The organism is Mycobacterium sp. SMC-17 (assembly GCF_045310915.1).
Classification (GTDB): Bacteria; Actinomycetota; Actinomycetes; order Mycobacteriales; family Mycobacteriaceae; genus Mycobacterium.
The window spans coordinates 1-22,555 of record NZ_JBJIAK010000019.1 but is presented as its reverse complement, the minus strand read 5'-3'; the positions used below and the strand labels follow the sequence as shown (position 1 = coordinate 22,555).

Annotated in this window: 21 protein-coding genes; 14 read left to right on the top strand and 7 right to left on the bottom strand. The window is 67.9% G+C overall.

Annotated elements, in window-relative coordinates:
* Positions 1-75 precede the first annotated feature (75 nt).
* Complete coding sequence (locus tag ACJH7A_RS14260; RefSeq protein ID WP_406802179.1) at positions 76-1,542, top strand: APC family permease; 1,467 nt, start codon at positions 76-78, stop codon at positions 1,540-1,542.
* Positions 1,539-3,464, top strand: coding sequence for a primary-amine oxidase (locus ACJH7A_RS14255; protein ID WP_406802178.1), 1,926 nt, complete (start codon positions 1,539-1,541; stop codon positions 3,462-3,464). Before ACJH7A_RS14260 ends, ACJH7A_RS14255 begins: the two co-directional genes overlap by 4 nt.
* A 69-nt stretch (positions 3,465-3,533) precedes the next feature.
* On the opposite strand, the gene ACJH7A_RS14250 is transcribed toward ACJH7A_RS14255, so the two are convergent.
* Positions 3,534-4,673: an FAD-dependent monooxygenase gene (locus tag ACJH7A_RS14250; protein WP_406802177.1), complete on the bottom strand. Its 1,140-nt coding sequence runs from the start codon at positions 4,671-4,673 to the stop codon at positions 3,534-3,536.
* A gap of 96 nt (positions 4,674-4,769) precedes the next feature.
* On the opposite strand from ACJH7A_RS14250, the gene ACJH7A_RS14245 reads away from it, so the two are divergent.
* A complete protein-coding gene (locus ACJH7A_RS14245) occupies positions 4,770-5,312 on the top strand; it encodes a TetR family transcriptional regulator (RefSeq protein WP_406802176.1) in 543 nt (180 codons plus the stop codon).
* On the opposite strand, the gene ACJH7A_RS14240 is transcribed toward ACJH7A_RS14245, so the two are convergent.
* A complete protein-coding gene (locus ACJH7A_RS14240; protein ID WP_406802175.1) occupies positions 5,313-6,812 on the bottom strand; it encodes a carboxyl transferase domain-containing protein in 1,500 nt (499 codons plus the stop codon).
* 18 nt (positions 6,813-6,830) lie between these two features.
* Positions 6,831-7,673 carry a DUF6498-containing protein gene (locus ACJH7A_RS14235; RefSeq protein WP_346414800.1) on the bottom strand — a complete coding sequence of 281 codons (843 nt, stop codon included), beginning with the start codon at positions 7,671-7,673 and terminating at the stop codon, positions 6,831-6,833.
* A gap of 74 nt (positions 7,674-7,747) precedes the next feature.
* Between ACJH7A_RS14235 and ACJH7A_RS14230 the strand changes: the two genes are divergently transcribed.
* From ACJH7A_RS14230 to ACJH7A_RS14200, 7 genes are all read left to right on the top strand, one after another.
* Positions 7,748-8,482, top strand: a complete 735-nt coding sequence (locus tag ACJH7A_RS14230; protein ID WP_226520662.1) for an enoyl-CoA hydratase — start codon at positions 7,748-7,750, stop codon at positions 8,480-8,482.
* Complete coding sequence (locus ACJH7A_RS14225) at positions 8,482-9,597, top strand: MBL fold metallo-hydrolase (RefSeq protein ID WP_226520663.1); 1,116 nt, start codon at positions 8,482-8,484, stop codon at positions 9,595-9,597. Before ACJH7A_RS14230 ends, ACJH7A_RS14225 begins: the two co-directional genes overlap by 1 nt.
* 73 nt (positions 9,598-9,670) lie before the next feature.
* Positions 9,671-12,085 (top strand): HAD-IC family P-type ATPase, encoded by a 2,415-nt coding sequence (locus ACJH7A_RS14220; protein ID WP_406802174.1) that lies wholly within the window; start codon positions 9,671-9,673, stop codon positions 12,083-12,085.
* A gap of 49 nt (positions 12,086-12,134) precedes the next feature.
* Positions 12,135-12,347: an antitoxin gene (locus tag ACJH7A_RS14215; protein WP_212813150.1), complete on the top strand. Its 213-nt coding sequence runs from the start codon at positions 12,135-12,137 to the stop codon at positions 12,345-12,347.
* A gap of 2 nt (positions 12,348-12,349) precedes the next feature.
* A complete protein-coding gene (locus tag ACJH7A_RS14210) occupies positions 12,350-12,787 on the top strand; it encodes an SRPBCC family protein (protein WP_406802173.1) in 438 nt (145 codons plus the stop codon).
* 133 nt (positions 12,788-12,920) lie between these two features.
* Positions 12,921-13,691: a VOC family protein gene (locus tag ACJH7A_RS14205; protein ID WP_406802172.1), complete on the top strand. Its 771-nt coding sequence runs from the start codon at positions 12,921-12,923 to the stop codon at positions 13,689-13,691.
* Between the two features lie 107 nt (positions 13,692-13,798).
* The gene (locus ACJH7A_RS14200; protein WP_406802171.1) at positions 13,799-14,059 is read left to right on the top strand and encodes a hypothetical protein; all 261 of its coding nucleotides are present in this window, start codon (positions 13,799-13,801) and stop codon (positions 14,057-14,059) included.
* A 7-nt stretch (positions 14,060-14,066) separates the two neighbouring features.
* Here ACJH7A_RS14200 and ACJH7A_RS14195 read toward each other — a convergent pair whose 3' ends face one another.
* Positions 14,067-15,746, bottom strand: a complete 1,680-nt coding sequence (locus tag ACJH7A_RS14195) for an NAD-binding protein (RefSeq protein ID WP_406802170.1) — start codon at positions 15,744-15,746, stop codon at positions 14,067-14,069.
* Positions 15,747-15,751: 5 nt separating this feature from the next.
* Entirely contained in the window at positions 15,752-16,192 is a 441-nt protein-coding gene (locus ACJH7A_RS14190; RefSeq protein ID WP_406802169.1) for a cupin domain-containing protein, read from the bottom strand.
* A 62-nt stretch (positions 16,193-16,254) separates the two neighbouring features.
* Here ACJH7A_RS14190 and ACJH7A_RS14185 point away from each other — a divergent pair, with 62 nt between their 5' ends.
* The 3 genes from ACJH7A_RS14185 to ACJH7A_RS14175 all read left to right on the top strand — a co-directional run bounded on the left by ACJH7A_RS14185 (position 16,255) and on the right by ACJH7A_RS14175 (position 17,936).
* A complete protein-coding gene (locus ACJH7A_RS14185) occupies positions 16,255-16,665 on the top strand; it encodes a hypothetical protein (protein ID WP_406802168.1) in 411 nt (136 codons plus the stop codon).
* A complete protein-coding gene (locus ACJH7A_RS14180; protein WP_318986755.1) occupies positions 16,662-17,252 on the top strand; it encodes a GNAT family N-acetyltransferase in 591 nt (196 codons plus the stop codon). Before ACJH7A_RS14185 ends, ACJH7A_RS14180 begins: the two co-directional genes overlap by 4 nt.
* Before the next feature lie 147 nt (positions 17,253-17,399).
* Complete coding sequence (locus ACJH7A_RS14175) at positions 17,400-17,936, top strand: CHAP domain-containing protein (protein ID WP_406775876.1); 537 nt, start codon at positions 17,400-17,402, stop codon at positions 17,934-17,936.
* 5 nt (positions 17,937-17,941) lie between these two features.
* On the opposite strand, the gene ACJH7A_RS14170 is transcribed toward ACJH7A_RS14175, so the two are convergent.
* Positions 17,942-18,994 (bottom strand): class I SAM-dependent methyltransferase, encoded by a 1,053-nt coding sequence (locus tag ACJH7A_RS14170; protein WP_406802167.1) that lies wholly within the window; start codon positions 18,992-18,994, stop codon positions 17,942-17,944.
* A 211-nt stretch (positions 18,995-19,205) separates the two neighbouring features.
* Between ACJH7A_RS14170 and ACJH7A_RS14165 the strand changes: the two genes are divergently transcribed.
* Positions 19,206-21,044, top strand: coding sequence for an SLC13 family permease (locus tag ACJH7A_RS14165; RefSeq protein ID WP_212813118.1), 1,839 nt, complete (start codon positions 19,206-19,208; stop codon positions 21,042-21,044).
* Between the two features lie 147 nt (positions 21,045-21,191).
* Here ACJH7A_RS14165 and ACJH7A_RS14160 read toward each other — a convergent pair whose 3' ends face one another.
* The gene (locus ACJH7A_RS14160; protein ID WP_212813116.1) at positions 21,192-22,382 is read right to left on the bottom strand and encodes an IS481 family transposase; all 1,191 of its coding nucleotides are present in this window, start codon (positions 22,380-22,382) and stop codon (positions 21,192-21,194) included.
* Between the last annotated feature and the right edge of the window lie 173 nt (positions 22,383-22,555).

Genomic DNA, 22,555 nt, shown 5'->3' with positions numbered 1-22,555 from the left:
CAATTCTCATTTGAACTCACTCAAGCCTTACCGCACCGCAACCAATTTACATTCAATTCCAGCGAAGGTGCTGTCATGACAACTGACGCAGTTCTCGATGCCGGTCGAAGCACCGGCGCTCAGCCCAATCGATTGACGGGCCGGCTCGGCCCGGTGGCGATCGTGTTCATGGTCGTCGCCGCCGCCGCTCCGCTGACCGTCGTCGCCGGCACCTTCCCGATCGGCATCGCCGCCGGCAACGGGGCGGCCTACCCGGGTTCGTACGTCGTCTGCACCGCGGTGCTGCTGCTGTTCGCGGTCGGTTTCACCGCCATGGCCCGCCACATCACGGGCGCCGGCGCGTTCTACACCTACATCGCGCACGGCTTCGGCCGGCATGCCGGGCTCGGTGCCGCGTTCCTGGCGCTGCTGTCCTACACCGCGGTCCAGGTCGGGGTGTACGGCTACATCGGTGCGTCCATCAACGAGCTCGTCACCGCCCACGGCGGACCCGCCGTGCCGTGGTATCTCTACGCGCTGCTGATGATGGCGGTCACCGGATTCCTGGGTTACCGGCACATCGAGCTGTCGGGCAAGGTGCTCGGTGTCCTGCTGGTCTGCGAGGTCGGCATCGTGCTGGTGATCAACGCCGCGGTCATCGGACATGGCGGCGCACAAGGGCTTTCGACGGCCGTGCTGCATTCGGGGAACTTCTTCTCCGGGGCGCCGGGCATCGCCCTGATCTTCGCGCTGGCGGGCTACATCGGTTTCGAGGCGACGGCGGTGTTCCGCGACGAGGCCCGTGACCCGGTGCGGACCATCCCGCGGGCGACGTACGCCGCGCTGCTGCTGATCGGTGGCTTCTACGCGCTCAGCAGCTGGGCGCTGGTCAGCGCGTGGGGTGACGCCGGCGCGGTCGACGAGGCGACGAAGAACCCCGCGACCATGCTCACCGAGACCGCGACCCACTACGTCGGTGCGGTGGCCGGCGACCTGGTCCAGATCTTCTTGATCACAAGCCTTTTCGCGGCGCTGCTGTCCTTCCACAACGTGCTGGCCCGCTACATCTTCTCGCTCGGCAACAGCCGGGCACTGCCCGGGCGCTGCGGCCGCTCCCACCCGCGGCACGACTCCCCGCACGTCGCCTCGTTCGCCCAGACCCTCTCGGCGCTGGTGCTGGTCGCGGCCTCGGTCCTGGCCGGCCTGGACCCGGTGACCCAGGTGTTCACGTGGTTCGTCGGCGCCGCGTCGGTGGGCATCGTCGTGCTGATGACGCTGACATCCGCGGCCGTCGTCGTCTACTTCCGCCGCACCCGACTCGACACCCGGCCGTGGCACACCGTCATCGCGCCGAGCCTCGGCTTCGCCGGTCTGGCAGTGCTGTCGGTGATGACCGCCGTCAACCTGCCGCTGCTGGTCGGTGGCTCCGGAACCTTGGCCGCGATCATCGGCGTCCTACTGGTCGGTGCCTTCGCCGGCGGCATCGCGGTCGCGGTGATGCGACCGCACGCCGGAACTCAAAACAACGAAAACCCTGATATCGCAAAGGAGATCGCACGATGACTGCCACTATTGAACCTCAGGTGACCACAGTTCCCGACCACCCGCTCACCCCGCTGAGCGCCGACGAGATCCGCGCCGCACGCCGCATCGTCGACGCGCACGGCCTGCTCGGCGACAGCGTCCGCTTCGTGTTCGTCGCACTGGAGGAGCCGCACAAGAGCGAGGTGCTGGCCTTCCGCCCCGGTGCCGCCATGGACCGTCGGGCCCGGGTGCTGCTGCTGGACCGCGCCACCGGCCAGGGCTCCGATCTGGTGGTGTCGGTGACCGAGGGCCGCGTCGTCAGTGAGGTGGCGATCGACAGCACCTGTGACGGCCATGTGCCGATCCTGGACCAGGAGTTCGAGGACATCGAGTCGTTCCTGCTCGACTGTCCCGAATGGATCGAGGCCATGACCAAGCGCGAGCTGAATCCGACTGACGTGCGGGCGGTTCCGCTGTCGGCCGGCGTCTTCGGTCACGAGGACGAGGTCGGCCGGCGCATCGTCCGGGTGCTGGCGTTCTACCAGTACGACGCCGCCGACCTGCCGTGGGCGCACCCCATCGACGGCGTCGTCGCCTACGTGGACCTCACGGGCCGCAAGGTCGTCAAGGTGATCGACGAGATCGAGCTGCCGCTGCCCACCGAACGCGGCGAGTGGGATGCCGCGCCGCATGCCGTCCCGGCCCGCACCGACCTCAAGCCCATCGAGATCACCCAGCCCGAGGGTGCGAGCTTCACCGTCGACGGCAACCAGATCACTTGGGCCGATTGGTCTTTCCGCTTCGGCTTCGACGTCCGTGAGGGCCTGACGCTGCACCAGCTGTCGATCGACGGGCGGCCGGTGGTGTACCGCGCGTCCATCGCCGAGATGGTGGTGCCGTATGCCGATCCGTCACCGGTCCGCTACTGGCAGAACTACTTCGACCAGGGGGAGTACCTGTTCGGCCGCTACACCAATGCCCTCGAACTGGGCTGCGACTGCCTCGGCGAGATCAAGTACTTCGACGTCACCATCGCCGACGAGAACGGCGAGCCCAAACTGATGAAGAATGCGATCTGCCTGCACGAGGAGGACTACGGCGTGCTGTGGAAGCACACCGACATGTTCAACGGCATGGCCGAGGTCCGGCGGTCGCGGCGTCTGGTGATCTCGTTCTTCCTCACCATCGGCAACTACGACTACGGCTTCTACTGGTACCTCTACCTCGACGGCACCATCGAGCTGGAGGCCAAGGCCACCGGCATCGTGTTCGCATCGGCTTACCGTGGGCCGGAAGGCTTTTCCACCGAGATGGCACCGGGCCTGGGCGCGCCGTTCCATCAGCACATGTTCTCGGCGCGGCTGGACATGGCGGTCGACGGGCTCACCAACACCGTCGAGGAAGTCGACGCCATCGGTGTCCCGATGGGACCGGAGAACCCGTGGGGCAACGCCTTCCGCCCGCAGAAGACCAAACTGACGCACGAGCTCGAAGCCATGCGCACCGCCGACAACCTCAAGGCCCGGGTCTGGCACATCACGAACCCGACCAAGCAGAACCGATTGGGCCAGAACGTCGGCTATGCGCTGCATCCCGAGGGGCAGCCCACGTTGCTGGCCGATCCGTCGAGCTCCATCGCCAAGCGCGCGGCCTTCGCGACCAAGCACCTGTGGGTGACGAAATACGATCCGGCAGAGCGGTATCCGGCCGGTCAGTTCGTCAACCAGCATCCGGGCGATGCCGGCCTGCCGTCGTACGTCGCGCAGGACCGCAACATCGAGGGCGAGGACATCGTGGTGTGGCACACCTTCGGGCTGACGCACTTCCCGCGGCCCGAGGACTGGCCCGTGATGCCGGTGGACTACGCCGGATTCAAGCTCAAGCCGGTCAGCTTCTTCGATCGCAATCCGGCGCTGAATGTGCCGCCGTCGCCGAAGAAGTCGCACTGCTGCAACGGCTGAGCGGGAAATGAGCTGCCGGGCCTGGTCACCCCCGAAGACCAGGCCCGGCTTTCCGCTGTCGGGGACCGCTCAGCGGTTGGAGAGCCCGGAGAGCCGCCACGCCAACTGATTTCGCACGGCAGGAACACGGCCCGCCAGCCCGATCGCCAGGTTCCGGATCGGGCGGACCGGTGCGGGCAAGGTGGCCAGCCGGGTCAGGCGGTCGGTCAGTGTCACGACTTGCTGCGCGAGGGGGCGTCGGGCCGCGCTGTACTCGTCAAGTACCGCGTCGCGTCCCGTCGCCAAAGCCGTTGCCAGTGCCTGACTCAACGCGAGGGCGTCCTGGATACCCAGGTTCATGCCCTGGCCGCCGGCGGGGCTGTGCACGTGGGCGGCGTCGCCGGCGAGCAGTACCCGGCCGGCCCGGTAGCTGTCGGCGACCCGGTGGTGCACCCGGAACCGGGAGCCCCACTCGACGCCGGTCACCGTCACCCGGCCGGGCCCGAAGGCGCGGGTGTCGAGCAGGTTCTGGACGAAGGCGACCGACGGTTCCTCGGGCGCCGAGTCGACGGGCGCCACGATCCGGTACGTGCCGCCGGGTAGCGGCGCGACGACCGTCAGCCCGGTGGACGCCCAGAACAGGATCACCTCGTCGTCGGTGACGTCGCCGCTGAGGCGGACGTCGGCCAGGGCGAACGACTGCCCGTACTGCCCGCCGCTGAACCCGATTCCAGCCTGCTCCCGCACGACGCTGTGCATGCCGTCGGCGCCGACGAGGTACCGCGCCCGGATGACGTCGCCGTCCTCGAACTGCGCCGTGACGCCGCGGGCGTCCTGCGTCACGCCGGTCAGCGTCTTCGGCCGGATCACCTTGCCGCCGAGCTCGGCCAGGCGGTCGAGCAGCACCTGCTCGGTGGTGCACTGCGGCACCATCAGGCTGTAGGGGTAGCGGGTCGGCAGCGTGCTGAAGTCGACCGGGATCAGGGTCCGGTGGCCATCGCGGATGGTGAACCGCGGAGCCGGAATGCCCAGCTCAACCAGGCGTTCGGAGACGGCCAGTTCTTCGAGCACCTCCAGCGTGCGGGCGTTCGCCACTGCGGCGCGTGACGTGTTGGCGCCCGCGGCCAGGCGGTCGACCACCAGGGCGTCGACACCGCGGGCCTGTAGCGCGGCGGCGAGGGCCAATCCGGTGGGGCCTGCTCCGACGATCAGGACATCGGTGTCGGTCATCTGCGTCTCCTTCCGCGTATGCCAACAGTTGTTGGCATAACAATGGTTGCGCCTTTCGGCGCTGAAGTCAACAAGTGTTGGCATACAGTTGTTGGCATGCGTAGATCGTCAGAAGAGACCAAGGCCGTGATCCTCGCCGCCGCCCGGGAGCGGTTCGCGACGACCGGCTACCAGGCGGCCACCATCAGGGCCATCGCCGCGGACGCGCACATCGACCCGTCGATGGTGATGCGGTACTTCGGCAACAAGGACCAATTGTTCGCCGCGGCAGCCGAATTCGACCTGCGCTTCCCCGACCTGTCAGGCGTCCCGAAGGCCGAACTCGGCGCTGCGCTGGTCACGCATTTCCTCGACCGCTGGACGCAGGACGAGGGGCTGATCGTACTGCTGCGCTCGTCGACCACGAATGCCGATGCGGCGCAGCGCATGCAGAGCATCTTCGCCGACCAGCTGCGGCCCGCCATCGCGCGGCTCGAACCCACCGATCCCGCACGCTGCGCCGGGCTGATCGCCACTCAGGTGCTCGGGATGGCGATGTGCCGGTTCGTGCTCAAGCTGCCGCCCATCGTCGCGATGAGCGACGGCGACCTCGTCCACTGGCTCGCGCCGACGCTGCAGCGCTATCTCGACGAGGCCTGATCAGCTGTCGGGGACGCCGATCCGCCGGTAGCGCTGCAGCCGCACCCCGAGCCGCTGTGCGGCGGGCACGGTGTGCAGCGCGTGCAGCTCGGCAGCGATGGCGGCAGACATCCGCGCGGTGAACCCGGCCGGGTCGTCGGCGGCGTCGGTTTCCTCGGGCACGATCACGTCGACGATGCCGGCCGTCAACAGATCCGCGGACCGAACACCTTGCGCGGCAGCAAGTTCCGGGGCATGGTCGACGTCGCGGTAGACGATGGCGCTCGCGCCTTCCGGCGGCAGCGGAGCCAGCCAGCCATTCTGCGCGGCGAGCACCCGGTCGGCCGGGACCATCGCCAGGGCCGGCCCACCGCTGCCCTGACCCAGCAGCACCGACACCGTCGGCGTATCGAGCGTGACGAGTTCGGCGAGGCACAACGCGATCTCGCCGGCCAGCCCGTCCTCCTCGGCCTGCCGAGACAGCGCGGGCCCGGCGGTGTCGATCACCAGCACCAGCGGCAGCTGCAAGCCGGCCGCAAGTGCCATGCCGCGGCGGGCCTCCCGCAGCGCGCGCGGCCCGACGAGACCACCGATCACCCGCCGCTGACCGACCACCACCGCGGGCTGCCCGCCGAACCGGGCCAGCGCCAGCAGCGTCGTCCCCGATTCGCCGCGCCCGGTCCCGGACAGCAGCACCCGGTCGGTCGCCCCGTGCGCCAGCAGGTAGTCCACGCCCGGCCGGTCCGCGCGCCGCGACGCCTCCACCGACTCCCACGCCGGCACCTCAGCGATTTGTGCACGATTTTCCGCGCCCACCGCGGATTTTCGTGCACAAATCCCTGGGTCGGGCGGGTCCGCGACCACCGTCAAAACCCGATTCACGACGCCGCGCAGCTTGTCGAGCGGGACGACGCTGTCGATCACGCCATGGGCGAACAGGTGCTCGGCGGTCTGCACGCCGTCAGGGAACGGCTCGCCGTAGAGGTGCTCGTACACCCGCGGACCGAGGAACCCGATCAGCGCGCCCGGTTCGGCCGCGGTGAGGTGCCCGAGCGATCCCCAGGACGCGAACACTCCGCCGGTCGTCGGGTGCCGCAGATACACCAGGTACGGCAGGTGCGCTTTCTTGTGCAGCTCGACGGCCGCGGCGATCTTCACCATCTGCAGGAATGCGACGGTGCCTTCCTGCATGCGCGTCCCGCCCGATGACGGCGAGGCGATCAGCGGCAATCCGAGCGCCGTCGCGCGCTGCACGGAAGCGGTGATCCGCTCGGCCGCGGCCACCCCGATCGAGCCGGCCAGGAAGTCGAATTCGCAGGCCACCACGGCCACCCGCCGGCCGGAGACGGTGCCCTCGCCGGTCAGGACGGACTCGTCCAGTCCGGTGCGCAGCGTCGCGTCGGCCAGTTCGGCGCGGTAATCGTCGGTGACGGCCACCTCCAGGGGCGGTCCGTCCCAGCTGCGGAACGATCCGTCGTCGAGGATGGCGTCGAAGAACTGACGGGCTCCGGTCCGACTCACCCGGGTCAGGCTAGTCGGCTACCGTCCGGCCCCGGTCCACACTTCGTCGTTTCGTGTCCGGCGCCTGACCTCGGCGGCCTGATCCTTCACCCACATGTCTTCGAACCGCTGTCCCTCGGGCTCGCGCCGGATCCGGTTCATCGCCCCGCTCAGCCACTTCGGCGGGGTGGCCGGCTCGTACATCGGCAGCGCCGAGGCCAGGGAGTACAGCGTCTTCAGCACGACGAACACCCCGAACATCCGGGCGGGGGAGTTGGTCACCGCGGCGGCGAAGATGCCGAAGATCAGCGCGAGATGCACCACGCCGACCCGCCCGAAGCTCCGGTTGGCGGTCTGCTCGAGCAGTCCGAACGACCAGCGGCGCAGGTACGGCACATCCACGAGGAAATCGACCGCGACGATGACGAGCATCTGCAGGCAGCCGATGCCCGCGCTGCGCCAGTCGAGGCCCACCAGCTCGGCGTTCCCGTTGTGCGTGAGGATCAACAGGATCACCGCGATGAAGACGCCGTGCGCCGCACAGAACACCGCGTTGATGAAGAAGAACCCCTTGATGAAGGAACCGGGCTTGGCTCGTGACTCGATTGCTCCTCGCGTCCGCACCGGCCCCTTCGACTGCGGCGCTTCGTACCGGAAATGGCCGCGGCGCGGGTTCCACCGCTGCTGGAGAACGCCGCGGGCGTAGATGAACAGCAACCCGGCGACGGTCTCGAACCAATAGACGATCAACGTCGTCGCCGCGGACCACTCCTGCGTGAACCAGCCGACCGCGGGAATCGCGTTGGCCGCGACGAGCGTCAACAGATGAGCGAACTGATTCGCCCTGGGTTGTTCGGGCGCAGTGGGCGGCACGCGCCCCATCGTCGCACCTGAACACCGGCGGCACTCCGCAACGCGGCTCGGCGCTCGATCGTGGCACCGCCTAGGCTGGCCCAATGATCGGAGTGACGCGGGACGGCAATGTCCTGACCCTGGAAATGCAGCGCCCGGAGCGGCGCAACGCGCTGAACGCCGCGCTCGTCGACGGCGTCCGCGAAGAAATCGAGAAGGCCTCGCCGTCGGACACCCGCGCGATCGTGCTGACCGGGCAGGGCACCGTGTTCAGCGCGGGCGCCGACCTGTCCGACGCCGAGGGAGTGGCCAAGGAACTGCCGGACAAGGCCCTGGCCCTGAACCTGGCGATCGACGCGAGCCCGATCCCGATCATCGCGGCGCTCAACGGCCCCGCGATCGGCGCCGGCGTCATCCTCGCCATGATCTGCGACCTGCGGGTTGCCGCGCCGGGCGTGTTCTTCCAGTTCCCCATCGCCAAATACGGTCTGGCCCTGGACAACTGGAGCATCCGCCGGCTGACGTCCCTGGTCGGCCACGGCCGCGCCCGCGCCATGCTGCTCGCGGCCGAGCGTCTCGAGCTGGAGACCGCGCTGCAGACCGGCATGGTCAACCGCACCGGCACGCTGGCCGACGCCCAGGCCTGGGCCGCCGAGATCGCCGGCTACGCGCCGCTGTCGCTGGCGCACTCCAAGCGCGTGCTCAACGACGACGGTGCCTACGACAACGTGCGCGGCGAACACACCCGCATGTTCAACAAGGCCTGGGCCAGCCCCGACGTGATCGAGGCGCAGGTGGCCCGGTTCGAGAAGCGGGCGCCGCGGTTCCAGGGCGCCTGATGCTGCGACGGGCACTGCGGCTGATGTGGGGAACGGCGGCGCTGGCAGCCGGTGGCTGGGTCTTGCGGGCGCTCAACGGCACGCCCGCCGCACTCGGTGCCGGCCCCGCGGACATCAACGCGGTGGCCGCCGATTCGCCCAACTATCACGACGGGGTGTTCGTCAACCTCGAGCCGCCGTCCGGTACCGAGCTGACGCGCGAACAGCAGGCCGGCCTGGTCCGTGAACTGCTGACCAGCAGCGCGGTCCAGCGTCCGCCGATGCCCATCCCGCTGGTGGTGCCCGATCCCGGGCTCCCCGCCGGGGACCTCGCGGTCACCTGGTACGGGCACTCCTCGGCGCTGATCGAGATCGACGGCTACCGCGTGCTGGCGGACCCGGTGTGGAGCCGACGGTGCTCGCCGTCGCGCCGGGTGGGTCCGCAGCGACTCCACGAGGTGCCGGCGCCGCTGGAGGCACTGCCGGCCGTGGACGCGGTGATCATCAGCCACGACCACTACGACCACCTCGATATCGACACCGTCACGCAGCTGGCCGGCATGCAGCGGGCCAAGTTCTTCGTGCCGCTGGGGATCGGCGCGCACCTGCGGTTCTGGGGCATCCCGGCCGAGCGCATCGTCGAACTCGACTGGAACCAGAGCGCCACGCTCGGCGAGCTGACCCTGGTCTGCACCCCGGCCCGGCACTTCTCGGGACGGTTCCTGACGCGCAACACCACCCTGTGGGCGTCGTGGGCGTTGATCGGCCCGCAGCACCGGGCGTTCTTCGGCGGCGACACCGGCTACACCAAGAGCTTCGGGGACATCGGCGCCGACTACGGGCCGTTCGACCTGACCCTCATGCCCATCGGCGCGTACCACCCGGGCTGGCCGGACATCCACATGAATCCCGAGTTCGCGGTGCGGGCGCATCGTGACGTGACCGACAGTGGCCTGCTGGTGCCGATCCACTGGGCGACGTTCCGCCTGGCGCCACACCCGTGGTCCGAGCCGGTCGAGCGGATGATCATCGCCGCCCGTGACGAATCGGTGGATGTGGCCGTCCCGATGCCGGGCCAACGGGTGGAGCCGGCGCGGTTACCGGGGCTCGACGAGTGGTGGCGGCCGTCTCAATAGCGATTTGTGCACGATTTTCCGCGCCTGCCGCGGATTTTCGTGCACAAATCCCGACGTAAAAGGGGGATGACGGGTGACTGTCGACGATCCGGAACGCAGCGTCACGACGGATCTCGCCGGTCTGTCGGATGCCGACGTCGCCCAGCGCGTCGCCGCCGGCCAGACCAACGACGTCCCGACGCGGGCGGCCCGCAGTGTCTCGGAGATCATCCGCGCCAACGTCTTCACGCGGATCAACGCGATTCTCGGCACGCTGTTCCTGATCGTCCTGGCGACGGGCTCGGTCATCAACGGGCTGTTCGGGCTGCTGATCGTCGCCAACAGTGCCATCGGCATCATCCAGGAGCTGCGGGCCAAGCAGACCCTCGACCGGCTGGCCATCGTCGGCCAGGCAAAACCGGTGGTGCGCAGGCAGTCCGGCACTCAGGAACGCCCCGCCGGCGAGGTCGTGCTCGACGACGTCATCGAACTCGGCCCCGGCGATCAGATCGTGGTCGACGGCGTCGTGCTGGAAGCGGCCAACCTCGAGGTCGACGAGTCACTGCTCACCGGTGAGGCCGACGCCATCGACAAGAGCGCCGGCGACACCGTCATGTCGGGCAGCTTCGTGGTCGCCGGTAGCGGTTCCTACCGCGCCACCAAAGTCGGGCGCGCGGCATACGCCGCCCAATTGGCCGCCGAGGCAAGCAAATTCACCCTGGTGAAGTCCGAGCTGCGCAGCGGTATCAACACCATTCTGCGGTTCATCACCTACCTGCTCTGGCCGGCCGGTGCGCTGATCATCTACACCCAGCTGTTCACCGTCACCGGCGTCGGCTGGAAGGAATCGGTACTGCGGACGGTCGGTGCCCTGGTGCCGATGGTGCCCGAAGGTCTGGTGCTGATGACGTCGCTGGCGTTCGCCGTCGGCGTGGTCCGCCTGGGCCGGCGGCAGTGCCTGGTGCAGGAGCTGCCGGCCATCGAAGGTCTGGCCCGCGTCGACGTGGTGTGCGCCGACAAGACCGGGACCCTGACCGAAAACGGTATGCGGGTCAGCGATCTCAGCACCTTCACCGCGGACGACGCCGCGTCCGTACTCGCGCAGATGGCGGCCGACGACGTCCGGCCGAATGCCAGCATGGCCGCCATCGCCGAGGCATACAAACTGCCGCCGGGCTGGACGCAGACCGCCAGCGCGCCGTTCAAATCGGCGACCAAATGGAGCGGGGTGTCCTACGGCGAGCACGGCAACTGGGTGCTCGGCGCGCCCGACGTCCTGCTCGAGGCCGGTTCCCCCGAAGCCGAGCAGGCCGAACAGATCGGCGCCCAGGGCCTGCGGGTGTTGCTGCTCGGCTCCTCGGACCGCCCCGTCGACGCACCCGACGCGCCCGGTGCCGTGACTCCCGCGGCGCTGGTGACGCTGGAGCAGCGTGTCCGTCCCGATGCCGGTGAGACGCTGGACTACTTTGCGCAGCAACATGTCTCGGTCAAGGTGATCTCCGGCGACAATGCGGTGTCGGTGGGTGCGGTGGCCCGTTCGCTGGGACTGGACGGCGAGACCCTCGACGCCCGCCGGCTCCCGGACGATCCGGAGCAGTTGGCCGAAACCGTCAGCGAATACACCACGTTCGGCCGGGTCCGGCCGGACCAGAAGCGCGCCATGGTGCATGCCCTGCAATCGCGTGGCCACACCGTCGCGATGACCGGCGACGGCGTCAACGACGTGCTGGCCCTCAAGGACGCCGACATCGGTGTCGCGATGGGATCGGGCAGCTCGGCGACGCGGGCCGTCGCGCAGATCGTCTTGCTGGACAACAAGTTCGCCACCCTGCCGTATGTGGTGGGGGAGGGCCGCCGGGTGATCGGCAACATCGAGCGCGTCTCGAACCTGTTCCTCACCAAGACGGTCTACTCGGTGCTGTTGGCGGTTCTGGTGGGTCTGGCGGGCCTGTCGGCCAGGTTCTTCGGCACCGAGCCGGTGCTGTATCCGTTCCAGCCCATTCACGTCACCATCGCGGCGTGGTTCACCATCGGCATTCCGGCGTTCATCCTGTCGCTGGCTCCGAACAATGAACGCGCACACCACGGTTTCGTGCGCCGGGTGATGACGGCCGCGCTGCCGTCGGGCCTGGTGGTGGGTGCCGCGACGTTCGCCTCCTACCTGCTGGCCTATCACGGGAAGTACGCGGACGCGGTCGAGCAGAACCAGGCGTCCACCGCGGCGCTGATCACGCTGCTGGTGTCGGCGGTGTGGGTGCTGGCTGTGGTGGCACGGCCGTACCAGTGGTGGCGCGTCGCGCTGGTCGCCGCGTCGGCGTTGGCATATGTGGTGATTTTTTCGATTCCCTGGGCGCAGCAACAGTTCATGCTCGATCCGTCGAACCTGGCGCTGACCTCGGCGGCCGTCGGAATCGGGCTGGTGGGCGCCGGTGCGATCGAGGTGTTGTGGTGGCTGCAGGGCCGCTGGCTGGGCGAGCCGCGACGGTTGTGGCGAACCGAAGAGCAATGAAGAATGAGCACGTTCACCGGACAATCCGGCAATAGATAGGGTGGGAATCATGGGATTTCTGGACAAGGTGAAGGACCTGGCGGCGCAGAACGCCGACAAGGTCGAGGCCGCTATCGAGAAGGTCGGCGACATCGTCGACGAGAAGACCGAAGGCAAGTTCAAGGGCGCGGTCGACAGCGCCCAGGAAGCGGCGAAGAAGGCCGTCGCAGGAGACCAGCCTGCTGCTGAGGCTCCTGCCGAGGGGACGCAAGAACAGCAGTAGTCATGGCAAAGCTCTCAAGTTCCATCGAAGTACCGCTGTCGCCCGAAAAGGCCTGGGAGGCAGCGTCGGACCTCTCCCGTTACGACGACTGGCTGTCGATCCACCGGCTGTGGCGCAGCCCCTTGCCCGAGACCTTGGGCAAGGGCACGCAGATCTCGTCCGTCGTCGAGGTCAAGGGCATGCTGAACCGGGTCGACTGGACCATCGTGCATTACAACCCGCCGGCGTCGCTCACGCTCAACGGCATCGGCAAGGGTGGGGTCAGGGTCAAGTTGATGGCCAAGATCACGCCGGCCGGCGACGGTTCCAAGGTGGCCTTCGACATCCACCTCGGTGGCCCGGCCCTGTTCGGCCCCATCGGCATGGTGGTGGCGGCTGCACTGCGGTCCGACATCCACCAGTCACTGGAGAAGTTCAAGGCGCTGTTCGCGTCGGTGTAGGCCCGTCAGACGAAGGTGGCGAGAATTCTCGAATTCTCGCCACCTTTTTCTTGTCGACGCCGCCGCGATGAGTTTTCCGCGGGGTGCTTGTCTGTATCGGTGACCACTCCGTCACTCGTCTAGGGAGAACACCATGGCCACTCGTACCGCGACCCCACTGGGCGCGCCCATCTGGATCGACCTCGCCACCTCGGATGTGGCTGGCGCCCAGGGGTTTTACCGCACCGTGCTGGGCTGGGACTACGAAAACCCGGGACCCGACTACGGCGGCTACATCAACGCCCGGCGCGACGGCCGCTACGTCGGCGGCATGATGGCGAGCGACCCGGCGTGGAACGCCCCCGACGCGTGGACCGTGTACCTGCACACCGCTGACATCCAGGCCACCATCGACGCTGCCGTCGCCGCCGGCGCCACCAACTGCATCCCGGCCATGGAGGTGCCCGAGAAGGGCTGGATGGCCATGCTGACCGACCCGACGGGCGCCTTCTTCGGCCTGTGGCAGCCGACCGGGCACCAGGGCTTCGAGGCGTACGAGGAGGCCGGCGCCCCGGTGTGGTTCCAGCTGACCACGACCGACTTCGCCAAGGCCACCGAGTTCTACACGACGGTGTTCGGCTGGGAGCTGCAGGTCGAGGCCGACAGCCCCGAGTTCCGATACAGCAACGCCATCTTCGATGGCGAGCCGCTGATCGGCGTCATGGACGGCTCCGTCATTCCCGGCCTGGACCGTTCCACGTGGAACGTCTTCCTCGGCAGCGACGACGTCGACAAGACCATCGAACTGATCACCGCCAACGGCGGCTCCGTGGTGCGCGCCGCCGAGGACACCCCGTACGGCCGGCTGGCGGCCGTCACCGACCCGACGGGCGCGGCGTTCAACCTGTCGTCGCTGAAGGACTGACCGGCGAGCCTGAGCTTGTGTCCGAAGATCCCACGGATTCTCGGACACAAGCTCATTTTCGGCGCAAAAAACTGTCCCGATCCGGCCCGCTCGGTGCTCCTACCGATATGAACATCCACTGGCGGCACCAGCACCCCGCGACCATCACCGATGGGTCGACCTACGAGATCGTCGACCAGCTCCACGATCGCCACGCCGTAGGCGTCACGGCGGACCGCTTGGCGGCGACGGTCGCGGGCTGGCTCGCCGAACTGGATGTGCAGAGCCCATTGACCGAGGAACTGGCCCGCGCGACGCAGCGTGGTGACTGGCCCACCACCCACGCCATCTGCGACCAGCTGTCCATCGATCTGATGATCGCGGCCTGACGTGGCGCTACGGCGTCCGCTGGCCGGTCAGCAGCGTCTCGATCAGTTCGCGGTACGGACCGACCAGATACGCGGTGTCGCCGGCGCACAGTTGGGCGTCGCGCCGCGGCCGCTGCAGCGTGGTGCCCGCCCGCGCGATGGCGATGACCCGAATCTGCGTCGGCACCTCCGCCATCCGCATCCCGTCGAGCGCGCTGCCCGCGTCGATGTGGACGCCGCCCACCATGAACGACTGCTGGCCCACCGAGAAGGTGCCCAAGACCTGTAGTCCCATCGCCGCGCCGACGAACCACGGGGCCGCCAGCTCGACCGTCGACCGGACGTGCGCGAAGCCGAAGCGCCCCGCCACCGCCGCTCCGAGGGTGCGGTCGTAGATCCGCAGCACCAGTGGGACGTCGGGCCGGTCGATTTCCGGCAGCACCCGGGGACTGAGCATCTCGCGCAGCACGATGCCGGTCTCGATGTTGACCATGTCGTCCTGCGTCAGCACCGCGATGGCGCGCGCCCGGTCCAGGCGGGCGAGCTCGAGCGTCTGGCGCAGGGTCGCGTCGCCGAAGATCACCGGGACATCCAGTTGGGCGGCCTGCGCCAGGAACCGGTTGGTCTCGTCCCGTTCGATGACGGCGACGTCGTAGCCGGCCGCAACCAGGTCGCTGACCACCCGGATACCGAAGGAGCCGAGGCCCACCACGACGATGTGGTTGCGCAGGTGCTGCACCCGCCGGCGCCCCGACGAGTTGCCGAGCCGACGGGACAGCAGCGCGTCGGCGACGAACGCGACCAGGATCGCGGTGGTGGTGACGCCGGCGAACATGAGCCCAATGCCCCACAGCCGCAACCAGGTTGGTTGATGCATGAAGCTGAAATCGCCGTAGCCGACCGTCGCGATGGTCTCGGTGGAGAAGTACAGCGCATCGATCCAGCTCATGCCGGCCGGGTTGTGATAGGCGAAACGCAGCAGCACGGTCGACCCGAGCAGCAGGGACATCGATGTGCCCAGGGCCCACCAGAAGATGGGGTTGATGTCGTCGCGCAGGACGCGCAGGGTGTCGATCACGCGGCGCGGCCATGGGCGGTGGGTTCGGTTGCTCAGCGGGCGCGGCACCGTGATGCCGGCGTCCGCGAGTTCGTCGGCGGTGCCGATCATGGCGGTCCAGTCGCCGGCGCGCACCTCGAAATCCCTACCGGGACAAGGCGTCACCTCGCCAGGTGCGCCCGAGTTCTCCCCGCGGACGACGGCCACGGGCGCCAGGTCACCGAACATCTCCCGCAGTGTGGCGTCGCGCGGGGCGTCGGTGCCGGAGATGACGTAGTCCACGCCGGCCACCGAGATGGTGTGGGTCGTGCGGGCCAGGCAGGCCTCGACGACCGACGGCGCGGCCAGGTCGGCGACGTCGAGAACTGCGCCCGGTCCGTTGTCCTGCGCCACCGCTGCGCGCAGCACGCTGTTGGCCAGCCGGGTCACCACCCGGACTGTGGGGTTGAGTTCCCTTGCCAGCAGCGCGATTTCGAGGTTGACGGCGTCGTCGTCGCCGGCGCACACGATGGCGGCGGCGCTGGTGACGATGGCCGCCTTGAGGCCGGCGGGTTCGTGGATCGTCACGACGGTGGCACCCGCCGCCTGCAGACCCTCGGCGATCCGGTTGGCCAGCGCGTCGGTGCCGCAGACGATGACGTGCCCCTGCATGTGGCCTACTGACCAACCAGCGCGAAGTCGGCGAAGTCGAAGCCGGGCACCACGACACAGCTCACCAGCGTGGGTTCGTCGTCACGGGGGCGTGCCCGCTGCCAGTGCCCCGGCGGGACCAGCGCCTGCGGCCGTTCGCCCGCCGCAATGTCCGCCCCGAGCAGCACGGTGTCCGCGGTCGCCTGCTCCGGCCCGACCTCCAGCAGCAGCGGACTGCCGCGGTGGAACAGCCACAGCTCGGCGCTGTGCACGGTGTGCCAGGCGGATTGCTGTCCGGGCATCAGCAGGAACAGGATCGCGGTCCCGGCGCTGCGCGGGCCGGAATACTGCGCGGGCAGCGCGGATCGGGGGACGGTCAGGTCGCTGCGCCAGGTCTCGCGGTACCAGCCGCCTTCCGGATGCGGCGACAGGTCGAGCTGCCGCGCCCAATCGGGGAGATCGGTCATGGCACTTGAGGCTACGGCTGATCAGCTGCGTCGGCCCGCCGGACGGTCGATACGCTCTTGTCATGGAACGGTTGCGGCCCGCCTGGATCGTCGCGCTGTGCGCGTTGGTGCTGTTGGTCAGTGCCTGGTTGCCGTGGCTGTCGAGCCCGGCGGGGCACGCGAACGCCATCGGCGGGAAGGTCGGGCACATCACTGTGCCGCCACCGGGTTTCGGTGTCGGGCAGCTGATGGTCCTGTTGTCCTCATGCCTGCTCGTGGCGGCCACGATGGCCGCGCGCCGGCTCTCGTCGCGCGCGGCTTCCGTTGTGGCCCTGGTGCTTTCGGCCGGGCTGACGGCGCTCGGGGTCTGGTATCACGTGCTGTACGTGCACAGCCCGGTGGTCGCGTCGTACGGGCTGTACATCGGTCTGGTGTCGGCGGTGCTGGCGATCGTGCTGTCGGTGCTGGCCTCCGTCGTCGCCTGGCGGTCGTGATGGGGTTCGTCGAGCCCGTCGTGCTGACGGGGCAGCGGTGGGTGACGCTGGAGCCGCTCACCACCGATCACATCCCCGAGATCGCCGCGGCCGCCGCCGATGAAGACCTGGGCCGGTTGTGGTTCACGTCCGCGCCCTCGCCGGCGACGGCAGCGGAATGGGTGCAGGCACGGTTGGCGGTGCAGCATCCAGACACCGGGCTGACGTTCGTCGTGCGCGCGCTCGACGGCCGGCTCATCGGGTCGTCCAGCTATCTCAATGTGGACGGTCCCAACCGCCGCCTGGAGATCGGCGCCACCTGGTACGTGGAGTCGGTTCGCCGGACCGGGGTGAACACCGAAGCCAAGCTGCTGCTGCTCTGGCACGCTTTTGAAGCGCTCGACTGTATAGCAGTGGAGCTGCGAACCCACTTCTTCAACTCGGCGAGTCGCGCGGCAATTGAGCGGCTCGGAGCCAAGCTCGACGGGGTACTGCGCTCACATCAGTTGCTCAGTGACGGCTCCCGCCGGGACACCGTGGTGTATTCGATCCTCGATGTCGAATGGCCCGCGGTGCGCAACAACCTGCAATTCCGCCTGAACCGGTAACTTCTTCCGGCCCCCTGATCAGCATGTCTTGAGCAAAACTTGACAGTTTGCCAAGCAATGTTTTTGAATTCGTGTCTAATCGTGACCGAATTGTGATTTGATCCAAGCATCGGTTCGTTCGCTTGATCGGGGGGACGGATGTACGCAATGAGCTTCAAGTCGTATGCGGGTGTCATGCTCGCGGCCGCTCTGATCGCGGGCGCGGGGGTGGCGGCGGCGCCCCCGAGCAACGCCGACTCGGCGTCGTACGTCGACCCCATGTCCTACGGTCAGCAGACCGGTCAGCCCGCCGGCCAGCAGTACGCCGGCCCCGCGCGGACCATGGGCGCGGTACAGGCCTCGAACTCCGGCTGGCCGGGTCAGTGCACGTGGGGTGCGCTGCAGATGGCCTTCCAGAACGTGGGCTACTACCCGGACATCCACGGCAACGCCAAGGTCTGGGCGGACGCGGCACGGTCCCGCGGCTGGACGGTCGTGGACGAACCGCAGGCCCGGTCCATCGCGGTGTACCCCGCCGAACTGCCCGGGGTGAGCCAGTACGGCCACGTGGCCTGGGTGAATTCGGTGTCCGGCCGCTGGATCAACATCACCGAGATGAACAACGAGTCCCACGGCGGGCCGTTCGCCTGGTGGACCCGCGACACCCAGCACATCCCCGGGATGAGCTACATCCTGATTCCCTGACGCCGTTACGGCCGTGCTTCGAAGACGAGGTTGAACGGCGTCTCGGTGGCGCGCCGGAACCGCGTGAAGCCGCTCTTGTCGACGACGACGTCGCGCAGCCTGGCCTCGCCGGCCTGCGCGCCGAGCGCCGGCCCGTTGCGGGCGAGTGACACCGGTACACAGATCTGCGATGACGCGCCGTACATCATGCGGCCGATCGGATTCATGTTGTCCTGCACGTGATCCCCGGCGAACGGCTCGACGATCATCGAGATGCCGTCGTCGTTGAGCGCGGCCCGGGTGTGCCGCATGGCGCCGACCGGATCGCCCATGTCGTGCAGGCAGTCGAAGAACGCGATCAGGTCAAAACCGTTGTCCGCGTAGCTTGTTGCATCGGCGACCTCGAAGCGCGCGTTCGTCACCCCGGCTTCCGCCGCGCGTTCGGTCGCGACGTGTATCGACTCGGGGTGGTAGTCGTAGCCGATGAACGTCGAGTTCGGGTACGTCTTCGCCATCAGGATCGTGCTGACGCCGTGGCCGCAGCCGACGTCGGCTGCCTTGGCCCCGGACTCGAGGCGTTCGATCGCGCCGTCCAGTGCCGGCAGCCAGGAGCCGACGAGTTCGGCGTTGTAGCCGGCGCGGAAGAACCGCTCGGTGCCGGCGAACAGGCACGGATGGTGCTCGCCCCATTCCAGGCCGGCGCCGGTTTTGAAGTTCTCGGTCGTGCGGTCGAGGACGTGGAACACCGCTTCGACGATGTTGTAGGCGCCGGGGATATCGACGGGGCCGTTCGGGTCGGCGAGGCAGGCGGCCTGCTCCGCGCTCATCGACCACATGCCGCTGCCCGGATCGAACTGGACGTAGCCGCCGGCGGCCTGGTTGGCCAGCCACTCGCGCACGTACCGCTCCACGGTGCCGGTCTTCTCGGCCAGCTGCGTGGCCGTGAGCGGCCCAGTCGCCAGGGCCTTGTACAGCCCGAGCCGGTCCCCGATCAGGACCAGGCCGGCACTGATCGCGGCACCCATGTCGCCGATCGCCATGCCGAGAAATTGGTTCAGCTTGTCTTCGTCCACAGGCATGTCTGGACCTCCAGAAATGTGGTTGCCAGCTTGACTGTACGACTGCGGAAATTCCTGAACAATGCGTAGTTTTTCGACGGTCGAATGCGTGCTGGGGCAATAGCGTGGCGGCGACGTGCGCTCCGGATTCGGGGCATCTCCGACCGATCCGTGGCGGCGAATGTTATTGATCAAGGGTGTTCGTATCGGTCGGCGTCGTTCAGGTTCGCCAGTGACTCATCAGATGTGGATCGTTGTCGGCATCCTGGCCGGCGCCATCGGCCTGTTCGTGTGGGGCCGTCCGCGCGCCGACATCGTCGGAGTACTGGTCGTCGTCGCGTTGATGAGCACCGGCGTGCTGACGCCGACCGAGGCGCTGGCCGGCTTCGGTTCGCCCGTGGTGATTCTGTTGGCCGGCATATTCATCGTCAGCGCGGGCTTGGTCAACACCGGGATCACCCAGCGGCTCGGTGAGTTCGTCGTCAAGGTCGGCGGCCGCAGCGAGTCGCGGCTGGTCGCGCTGATCATGGTCCTGTCGGCCGGTATCGGGTCGGTCATGAACTCGTCGGCGATCGTCTCGATGCTGATCCCCGTGGTGCTGACCGTCACGGCCGCAACGGGTTTGAACCGCAAACGCATGCTCATGCCCTTGTGCGTCGCCGTCATGATCAGCGGCATGATGACGTCGATCGCGTCGTCGCCGAACATCATCATCGAGGGCATCCTCAGTCAGCGCGGCATCACGCCGACGCTCGGCTTCTTCGGCTTCACGCCGTTCGGTGTCGTCACGCTCGCGGTCAGTCTTGTTTTCATGCTCCTGGTCGGGCGTAACCTCTTGAGCCGCAACCGGACCGGAGTGGCCGACGCACAGCAACCCTCCACCTTCGACGTCATCGCGTCCTACGGGCTGCGGCCCCGCTGGCACCTGCTGCACGTATCCGCTGACTCACCACTGGTGGGGCAATCGGTTGCGGCGCAACGCCAACCGCTGCGCGAGCGTTACGGCCTCGATCTTCTCGGCTTCGAGAAGCACACCCGCGGCCCGGCGCAATACCTGTCGGCGCGGCCGGAAACCGTCTTCGAGGCAGGCGATCTGGTCTTCACGCTCGTCGATGAACAGCAGACCGCCGCGGTGGCGGCCGACCTGCGCTGTCAGGTCACCGGCCCGCGTGCCGAAGACGAGCGCCGCGAAGTGCTGCAGAACGTCGGGGTGGCCGAGGTGATGCTGGCACCCGAGTCGAAGTCGATCGGCATGACGCTCGGCGAGCTCGATCTGGCCGCTGCCCATAACGTGACGGTCCTGGCGGTCCGGCACCGCGGCCAGAGCATCACCGCGGACCTGTCGGGCCGCACCCTTGACTTCGGTGACGCGATGTTGGTGGGCGGCAACTGGGACGACATCGAGCGGCTCAGCGATTCGCGCCGGAACTTCATCCTGTTGAACCTGCCCGCCGAGTATCAGCAGCGGTTGGTGGCGCCGGGCCGGGGTCGTGCCGCAGTGGTCATCCTCATCGCGATGGTCACGTGCATGGCGTTCGGCTGGCTGCCCAGCGCCGATGCGGCGCTGCTCGGGGCACTGGCCATGGTCGGGGCGGGCTGCGTTCGCGTCGACAGCATCTACCGGTTGATCAGCTGGAGCACGCTCGTCCTGATCGCCGGGATGCTGCCGTTGGCCACGGCGCTGGCCAAGACCGGGACGACGACGCTGATCGCCGGTCACCTGGTCGACACGTTGGGCAGCCTCGGTCCGACCGGCATGCTCGCGGTGGTGTTCCTGGTGACGGCGGTGGTCGCCTTGTTCATCTCGAACTCGGCGACCGCCGTGCTGATCGCGCCCGTGGCCATCGAAGCGGCGCAGGCATTGCACGTCTCGCCGCAGGGATTCGCGATGACGGTCGCCATCGCCTGTTCGGCCGCGTTCGTGACGCCGGTGTCGTCGCCGACCAACATGCTGGTGATGGAGCCGGGCGGCTACCGGTTCTCGGATTACGCGAAGGTCGGCGTGCCGCTGCTGGCGCTGACCATGGTGATCACGGTGGTGATGGCCCGGCTGATCTACCTGCCGGGCTAGCGTCCTACGTCGAGCGTGGCGGCTGACGAGGCGACACGCGAGACGGAATCTCGGCAAGCCACACGTTCGACGCAGCGACCCCATGTCGGACTTCGGTTGATGGGTGACGGATCTGTTTCGGTTGATCCTTGACACTCGTGTTGGTGGTCAGGCCTGTTCGCGGGTGCGGCAGGCCTTCTTGTTTCGTACCGCCCCGGTGCTGTTGCGGGCTGCGGTTTTGACCAATTGCTCACCGACCCAGAACCTCAGCAGGTCCCCGTCGACATGAACGTCGCAGCGTTGCCCGGCCCAGTGCCTGCCGATACTGACCTGCTGCCACGACACGCACACCACCCCGTTGGTGGTGACCCGCCGCGAGACCCAATCTGAGCCCTGGCGCTGGTGCTCGCGCGCAGCCGTGGAGTTCGAGGGCGCCGCCGCCGGCGCTGATGCGGTGAACCGCTGAGCTGGGGTGTCCATCTTCAGGGACTGGTGCGGCCGGGCGGTGTTGTACTCGATCACCCACTCATCGAGCGCCTGCTGCGCCGCCTTCAAATTGGGGAAAGGTGCTGCGGTAGAAAGGAATTCCGCGCGCAGACTCCGGTGAAACCGCTCGATCTTGCCTGTAGTGGTCGGCGAGCGCGGCTGGGTCAACAAGTGCTCGATGCCGTGCTCGCGGCAGATCGCATCAAAGAGCACCTCCACCGGTGGATGGTTGAACCGGCCGGTGAACACCTTGCCGTTGTCGGTCAGGATCTGTTCTGGTGAGCCGTAGGTCGCCAACGCACCGCGCAGTCCATCGCACACCGCGCGGGTGCGCTCGCGAGTCATCAGCCGGGCGCACACGCACATCCGGGAGTGGTCGTCGATCCCGGTCAAGGCCTTGGCGCTGGTCCCGTCGGCCAGCGGGAACCCACCGACGACATCCATCTGCCACAACTCCATCGGCGCGCCCCGCTCCCAGCGTTTCCACTTGCGGGCCCGCCGGTCGCGCAACCGCGGATCGATCAACCCCGACCGCACCAACGCCCGGTACACCGCCGACTCCGAGGGCACCGGTGACACCTTGCGTTTGGTCAGCTCGAACACCAACCGCCGCGGCCCCCAATACGGACGTGAGCGCCGCAACTCCAGCACCGCCGCTTCAACCTCGGCTGACATCTGATGCGGACACGACACCGGCCGATGCGACCGATCAACCAACCCGTCCAAACCCTCGGCCTCATACCGGGCCAACCAGGCATGCACCGTCTGACGCGACACCCCCGCCTTCTCGGCCGCCTGCGTCACCGACAACCCATCACTGATCACTGCCAGCACCGTCTGATACCGCTGCTCAGCCACGCTCAACTCCCTCATTCAGGGAGTGTCAAGGATCAACCGAAGCAGGAGTAAAGCATCAGCCGAAACACTGTCAGGCATCACCCGACAGAGAAATGTCAGCCATCAACCGACGCTCAAAGTCAATCGATTAGTGCAACGTGGCTAGGCGGCTTGGTTCAAGAGCGCGGCTAGGCGTTGGGCTGGGGTGT

Coding starts and splice junctions, on each gene's coding strand:
- ACJH7A_RS14260 (WP_406802179.1), top strand. CDS start 76: ATGACAACTGACGCAGTTCTCGATGCCGGTCGAAGCACCGGCGCTCAG.
- ACJH7A_RS14255 (WP_406802178.1), top strand. CDS start 1,539: ATGACTGCCACTATTGAACCTCAGGTGACCACAGTTCCCGACCACCCG.
- ACJH7A_RS14250 (WP_406802177.1), bottom strand. CDS start 4,673: ATGACCGACACCGATGTCCTGATCGTCGGAGCAGGCCCCACCGGATTG.
- ACJH7A_RS14245 (WP_406802176.1), top strand. CDS start 4,770: ATGCGTAGATCGTCAGAAGAGACCAAGGCCGTGATCCTCGCCGCCGCC.
- ACJH7A_RS14235 (WP_346414800.1), bottom strand. CDS start 7,673: ATGGGGCGCGTGCCGCCCACTGCGCCCGAACAACCCAGGGCGAATCAG.
- ACJH7A_RS14230 (WP_226520662.1), top strand. CDS start 7,748: ATGATCGGAGTGACGCGGGACGGCAATGTCCTGACCCTGGAAATGCAG.
- ACJH7A_RS14225 (WP_226520663.1), top strand. CDS start 8,482: ATGCTGCGACGGGCACTGCGGCTGATGTGGGGAACGGCGGCGCTGGCA.
- ACJH7A_RS14215 (WP_212813150.1), top strand. CDS start 12,135: ATGGGATTTCTGGACAAGGTGAAGGACCTGGCGGCGCAGAACGCCGAC.
- ACJH7A_RS14210 (WP_406802173.1), top strand. CDS start 12,350: ATGGCAAAGCTCTCAAGTTCCATCGAAGTACCGCTGTCGCCCGAAAAG.
- ACJH7A_RS14205 (WP_406802172.1), top strand. CDS start 12,921: ATGGCCACTCGTACCGCGACCCCACTGGGCGCGCCCATCTGGATCGAC.
- ACJH7A_RS14200 (WP_406802171.1), top strand. CDS start 13,799: ATGAACATCCACTGGCGGCACCAGCACCCCGCGACCATCACCGATGGG.
- ACJH7A_RS14195 (WP_406802170.1), bottom strand. CDS start 15,746: ATGCAGGGGCACGTCATCGTCTGCGGCACCGACGCGCTGGCCAACCGG.
- ACJH7A_RS14190 (WP_406802169.1), bottom strand. CDS start 16,192: ATGACCGATCTCCCCGATTGGGCGCGGCAGCTCGACCTGTCGCCGCAT.
- ACJH7A_RS14185 (WP_406802168.1), top strand. CDS start 16,255: ATGGAACGGTTGCGGCCCGCCTGGATCGTCGCGCTGTGCGCGTTGGTG.
- ACJH7A_RS14175 (WP_406775876.1), top strand. CDS start 17,400: ATGAGCTTCAAGTCGTATGCGGGTGTCATGCTCGCGGCCGCTCTGATC.
- ACJH7A_RS14170 (WP_406802167.1), bottom strand. CDS start 18,994: ATGCCTGTGGACGAAGACAAGCTGAACCAATTTCTCGGCATGGCGATC.
- ACJH7A_RS14160 (WP_212813116.1), bottom strand. CDS start 22,382: ATGAGGGAGTTGAGCGTGGCTGAGCAGCGGTATCAGACGGTGCTGGCA.